At 37.2% G+C, this 5,614-nt stretch carries 4 protein-coding genes; 1 reads left to right on the forward strand and 3 read right to left on the reverse strand.

Annotation, left to right across the window (positions count from 1 at the left end):
• Positions 1-61: 61 nt before the first annotated feature.
• From AFK68_RS13120 to AFK68_RS13130, 3 genes are read right to left on the reverse strand one after another with little or no spacing between them, the layout of a single operon-like run.
• Positions 62-1,375 (reverse strand): diguanylate cyclase, encoded by a 1,314-nt coding sequence (locus AFK68_RS13120; protein ID WP_094673199.1) that lies wholly within the window; start codon positions 1,373-1,375, stop codon positions 62-64.
• A 3-nt stretch (positions 1,376-1,378) separates the two neighbouring features.
• On the reverse strand, positions 1,379-1,771 hold the full coding sequence (locus AFK68_RS13125; protein WP_094673200.1) for a response regulator: 393 nt from the start codon (positions 1,769-1,771) through the stop codon (positions 1,379-1,381).
• A 35-nt stretch (positions 1,772-1,806) separates the two neighbouring features.
• Positions 1,807-3,426, reverse strand: a complete 1,620-nt coding sequence (locus AFK68_RS13130) for a sensor histidine kinase (protein ID WP_094673201.1) — start codon at positions 3,424-3,426, stop codon at positions 1,807-1,809.
• 944 nt (positions 3,427-4,370) lie between these two features.
• On the opposite strand from AFK68_RS13130, the gene AFK68_RS13135 reads away from it, so the two are divergent.
• Positions 4,371-5,582, forward strand: a complete 1,212-nt coding sequence (locus AFK68_RS13135; RefSeq protein WP_210407386.1) for a hypothetical protein — start codon at positions 4,371-4,373, stop codon at positions 5,580-5,582.
• Positions 5,583-5,614 lie beyond the last annotated feature (32 nt).

Genomic DNA, 5,614 nt, shown 5'->3' on the forward strand with positions numbered 1-5,614 from the left:
CTCCTGACTCCTGACTCCTCCCTAATTATTTATAATTGTTCATCCAGACATGATATTAGCCTCAACAATAATTGTTGCGCCCAGCTCTCTTGACTTGGTACAAGGCAGTATCAGCACTCTGAAGTAATGTGCTACTATCTAAACCATCGTGAGGATACAAGGCAATTCCAATGCTCGTTGTGACATTAAGGTGATGACCTTCCAAGATAAATTCTGGCTGCATACCTTTAATCAATCTATCAGCAATCTCGATCACGTCTTCTCGACAGTGAATTTGTGGTAAAATAATGCCAAATTCATCTCCTCCCCAACGGGCAATCAAATCAACTTCTCTCAAACAAACGGCAAGACGCTGAGAAACTGTCTGTAACAATAAGTCTCCTACTGAGTGACCGAATGTATCATTAACCTGCTTAAACCGATCTAAATCTAGAAACATTACCCCCATAATTTCTGAGCGTTTAGCAGCATGGGCGATCGCTTCAGAAAGTTTCCGATCGAATAAAGCTCTATTTGGCAGGTTAGTTAGAGAATCATGCAATGCTTGATACTCAATTGTTGCTTGCTTTTGCTTTTCTCTAGTCACATCTCGAAAAGTCAAGACCTGACCAACAATTTTCCCTGATAATTTTTGATGCTGGGAATAATATTCAATAACTCTACCATTTTTTAATATTAATAAATCCCGTAGTTTCATATTCTTTTGCATCAGTAATGCTTGAAAGCTGTCCGCATCTGCTTTGATCAAAGCTGCTAAAATCAAATCAATTAGCTTGTGGCTATCACTTATTGCAGTTGAGCCATCTAGCTCCCAAATTTCAGCACACTTTTGATTAAAAATGACCTCTTTTCCGCAACTATCTAGGACAAGGATGCCATTCGCTGTTGCTTCCAGGGTCGATAATAGGAGTGATAAAGAACTTTCTAACCTGGCATTCATTTCCTTAAGGAGAGCATTTTGTTCAGCAAGTTTTTGTTCTTGAGCAAAGCTTCGTAAAGCCTCAGTAACCGTGAGTATTAGATCATCTTTATCCCAAGGTTTACTGATGTAGCGGTATAAAGCACCAGCATTAACAACATTCCCTACCGAATGAGCATCAGCTTGACCAGTCAGCATAATTTTTAACATTTTGGGATAAAGCTTGTGAAGTTCAACCAACAAAGTATCCCCATCCATCTCCTCCATATTGTGATCGGAAATTACCACAGGAATTGGTAAGCTTTCTGCTGTCAATTCTGCACAAAGAGAAAGAGCTTCTGCACCACTTTTAGCTAACTCAATATCATATTCTTTGCCAAAATTGCGCTTGAGTTGCCTCCCTAAAATCTGGAGAATTTCCAACTGATCATCAACACAAATAATGACTCCTTTCATATTCTACTTATTTAAAGCTTGACTAATAATTTGCTGTAATTCGTCCTCTGACCAGGGTTTATAGAGGCAAGCATAAAGATTTGCTTTTTTTTTTGCCCGCTCAATAGCCTCCTCGTCAGCTTGCCCAGTTAGCATCACGGTGACAATTTCTGGAAACCGTTGATGAACTTGAGTTAAAAATACATCGCCTTTGGTATTAGGCATTAGCCAATCAGAAACAATGGCCAAAATTTTCACGCCTTCCTCTTCCAACTCATCAATCACATCCCACGCTTCTTCAGCACTTTGGGCCATCTCATAAATATATTTGTTGCCAAACCCACGTTGGAGTTGTTCTTTAAGAGCTTTGAGAATAGGCATTTCATCATCAACACAAATAATTGCTATTTCAGACATACTTCACCTTTCTAGATACTTTATAATTAGAAAGTTTAAGAGTTACCAAGGGGCAACCCTATATAAAATACAGTATCTCCGGGTTGGCTGTCCACTTTTATATATCCCTGATGTTTGTCAATAATTTTCTGGCAAATATGGAGTCCCAAACCACTCCCCTCACCTGCTGACTTGGTGGTAAAAAAGGGGTCAAAGATTTTGGGCAGTACATCCGGGGGAATTCCTAATCCGGTATCTTTGATAATCACCTGAACGCCATTTTCCTGTTGATGGGTGCTAATAGTCAGTGTCCCTCCTGATTCCATAGCATGAATTGCGTTATGAATTAGATTTGTCCAGACCTGAATTAGTTCGTCTGGATATACCCAGATTTTAGGAATATCCTGATAATCTCGAATCACATTAATACTCCGTTTCAGTTGATTGTGATAAATTTCTAGTACAGTTTCTAGCCCATTAACAACGTTTATCAATTCCTTTTGGCCATTGGGTTGAAAACGAGCATAGCTTTTGAGGGCAAAAATTGTCTTAGAGGAGCGTTCAACGGCGCGGAGAATAATCTGATTATTAGAAAAGGAGGAAGCCAAATTGTAGGCGAACTCGATCGCCCATTCTCCATATTCACCTTTAAGCAAGGGCAACCACAAATTAGATATTTCGGGAACCCCTATGTCTGCTAAGAGATTCCCAATATATCTAGCATTTTCAATGTCATGCTCTTTAAGTTGGGTAATAATTCTACGCTTGAGGGCGCGAGCTTCGGAAGAGTCAATTGAAGGCTGGGTTTCGAGTGCTTGAGTGATGAGGAGAAAAAGGCTATCTTCTTCTTTAGGACTAAGACGTTGATGTAAATGGGGGAGTTCATTCAGGAATTCTTTTAAAGCCTTATCAGTATTATTTGCTGAGGCTTGAATTGCCCCAAGGGGGTTATTAATTTCATGGGCAACCCCTGCAATTAGTTGTCCTAAAGCAGCCATTTTTTCCCGTTGAACTAATTGGTTTTGTGTTTGTTGGAGATCGATTAAGGCAGTTTTTAACTGTTGATTTTTATTCAACAATCTTTGACTATATTTATAGGATAAAATACCAATTACAAAGGCTGCCATAATTAAAGCAAAGGTTGTGCCTACATCGGCAAATTGTCTGGCCTGCTTATGTTTGTTTGCATACCTTTTTTCTAGTATGTTAATTTCAGCGTATAGCTCATCGAAAATTTTATCAATTTTCAAAGCATTAATTTGTTTAACATCGGCAATTTTTTTCTGAGCAATTAGTTGCAAAGAATTGTTCATTATATTGTCATAACTGATATATAAATCCCAGAGTTTCTTGAGATTATCCTGTTCTTTAAGTTGCCTAATTTCTGCAATAATAATGTCAGTGCTTTCTCTATTTTCTGCAAGTTCTTCTGTTAAATTTTCGTCAATTTCACCTTTGGAAATTCCCTCCCATTCTAGAGAATTAAGTCTGCTGACTTGTTCCTTTAATTTAGTCAAGAGTAGTCTAGCATTGCCACTCTCTTCTGTCAGATTATTCAGTTGATAAATTACAGTTGCACTGGCGATCGCTAGTATCATTGCCCAGCCAAATATAAATCCTGCTGAGTATTTGGACTTAAGCAGGGGTAAAGAGGAAATCTTTGGTAAATTTAGCATACTTTAAAGTTTTGTCAAATTATCTATACATACTAATCCTATTTCAGTTTTAACATTTCGATAGTGGCTAAGAGTTATAATTCAGGTAAGCTAACCATTATATTTACTAAGTTAGGAGTAATAATTTTAAAAATTTTCTGCGAATATTTACTCTGCTTAAATTATCAAAAAAAATCAGCGATTAATCAAGTTATATCATGTCCGTTCAATAATTGATAATTGATAATTACCTCTCCCTAAAAGGGATAGGATTGACGAATCAGGAAAAGATTTATTTTTCTTGGTCGATTAGATATGGCGTTTCGGCTGTCGCCGACATATAAAGCGGAGCGGCTCTGCAAGAGCGGGTTTCCTCGCCATCTCATCCTGACTGACTGCTCCGCAAACGACCGCTTTTTTCCCTTGAAAGGGGAGGCTTCAAGGCGTGAATTATCTAATTATTTAATTGTTTAATTATTAATTATTTCGGTAAGGGCGAAGGTCAGGAAGAAAGAATACCAAAGTTTGAAGAAGCTTTAAGAGAAGCTAAAATTAAATATGGTAGATATTTCCCCGTATTTTACACCAACAATACCAACGGACATGGTATTAATTTAAAATATTTTTCAATACACTATAATAATTTTCATTACTTAAAATAATCAGGAAAAACTAGAGGTAATTTTAATATATAGTAGTTTGGTTTTAAATGTAATAAAACGTCTCATTTCTCTAAGGCTACAAAAAACTATCAAATTGTTGCCTATTTCCAGTTGATTTGTTGCCTTTTTGCAGCCGAAATGTATTATTTTCGCAAAAATGAAAAATGTTATAGTTATAGTAGGAATATTACTTAAGAAAGTTAACTAGGGATTAGCTTTTAGCAGCTCTGGGTTTAAATCCCCGGTCTTACGTTTACTGCTGACTGCTGACCGCTGACCGCTGACCGCTTTTTAAATCAAATTATGGAAGATATTAACGATCAAATTCTCAATATGCTGGCAGACTTTTTCGGCAATTTCGGCCAAAAAGAAGCCTTCACTCTACTACTAGCAATGGACCGAGAAAAAGTCTACAACGACTTCTTAAAAGCTGAAGCTGGTTTTAATGGTTATAAACTAGCTATTTTAGATAAAGGCATTAAAAATTCTCCCTACCAAAACCAAGTAGAAAATTATCCCGAACATTTAAAAACGCTGCCTAGTTTAGCCATCCCAGGAGCAAAAGCTTTTCCCCATGTTGGCGAACTTCCTAACATTGATGAACAGGGTCTGAGCTTTATTCATCCTGATATTAAAGAAGCCTGTATTTGTCTAGCTGGTACCGCAGGCGGACCTTTTAAATCTCGTTGGTTAGGTAGAAATTCTCTTGACAAATGTCAGTGTTGGAGTTCTACTAAAATTATCCCAATTTTAAATGTAATTTGTTCTCTTAATAGTGATATTAATACCTGTCAAATTCGAGGCGATGGCAAAAATATAGACTTTAATGAAGCCGTAGAAGATGTGATTACTTATGCAGAAAAGGTAGGTAGTTCTAATGCTTTATCTGCAATGTTTAAATGCTTCCAAACTTATGTTGATTTAGAATCATGGTTAAAGGAAATTACAGGCAATAATCATACAGAATTTCAAGGTTTATATGGTGAAGATCCATTTATTTTGTCTCCTGAAATTACCCAAGATAATCAAGTTTTATTGAGTGCAGCGTCGGAAAGTAAAAAGCGAGAAGACCAAACTGGAGAAAATACGGTTACTACTTACGACCTCACCAGAATTATGTCGATGGTAGGATGGTATTATCATTTGCCACAACCAGCAAAACTACCAGGAATGTCTTGGGAAAATTTGCAACCTTTTATTAGAAATGCTGGGAAAGATAGCGCTCGTTATGTGGATGTTGCTCTAGAAAAATTGGGAATTCAAAATAGTATTAAATCTCCTGTTATTTTATCTAAATTAGGTTTTGGATATAGTAGCAGTCGTCAACGAACAGAACTGACTTATACTTGTTTTACTCAGTTTGAATATCAGGGAAAAGTTAGGTCTATAGCTATGACTTTACGGGGTGCAAGAGCATTAGGAGATTTTGACAGAGAAGCAGTAGAAATAGATGCTCGGATGGCAGCAGAAGTAACAGAAATTCTCAGACTTTTAGTAACTGATGAACTGGGATAATAGGGGAGCAGGGGAGTAGGGGAGTAGGGGAG

The sequence above is a fragment of the Hydrocoleum sp. CS-953 genome, from assembly GCF_002260545.1.
Classification (GTDB): domain Bacteria; phylum Cyanobacteriota; class Cyanobacteriia; order Cyanobacteriales; family Microcoleaceae; genus Trichodesmium.

Excerpts from the sequence above, each read along its gene's own strand:
- AFK68_RS13135 (WP_210407386.1), top strand. The coding sequence starts at position 4,371 with ATGGAAGATATTAACGATCAAATTCTCAATATGCTGGCAGACTTTTTC.
- AFK68_RS13130 (WP_094673201.1), bottom strand. The coding sequence starts at position 3,426 with ATGCTAAATTTACCAAAGATTTCCTCTTTACCCCTGCTTAAGTCCAAA.
- AFK68_RS13120 (WP_094673199.1), bottom strand. The coding sequence starts at position 1,375 with ATGAAAGGAGTCATTATTTGTGTTGATGATCAGTTGGAAATTCTCCAG.
- AFK68_RS13125 (WP_094673200.1), bottom strand. The coding sequence starts at position 1,771 with ATGTCTGAAATAGCAATTATTTGTGTTGATGATGAAATGCCTATTCTC.